Here is a 402-nt window from a genome sequence, read left to right on the forward strand (position 1 = left end):
ACGAAGTGTGCGGGCGCGGGGCCGAAGGACCCGTTCGGTACGTGGTTGGGTACGCCGCCCGGCACATGGCCGCCCGGACCGGGCGGCACATTGTCGAAGCCGCCGGGGGTGTGCGGCGCCATGTCGGGGAAGCCGCTTCCCGCGTGGACACCCGTCGGCACCGGCTGCTGAATCTGCCAGGACGACGGCAGGCCCGACGTATGGGGGACCATGTCCTGCGGGACCGGGGTCGTTTCGACCACGCCGTTCGGAGCGACCAGGTTGCCGTTGGGCTCCAGGAGACGACCGTCGGGCAACTGCACCGAACCGTCGGGGAGTTTGGGGATCTCGATGTTGCCGATGCCCTTGAGGCCCTTGGTGATGTCGCCGATCTTGGAGAGGCCGGCGCCGGCGCCCTTGGCG

At 70.1% G+C, this 402-nt stretch carries 1 pseudogene; it reads right to left on the minus strand.

The annotated features are described in order from the left end of the window. Positions 1–402 (minus strand): annotated as a pseudogene (locus ACWCPY_RS25375) (ADP-ribosyltransferase); the annotation flags it as partial.

Source organism: Streptomyces sp. NPDC002403, from assembly GCF_053593015.1.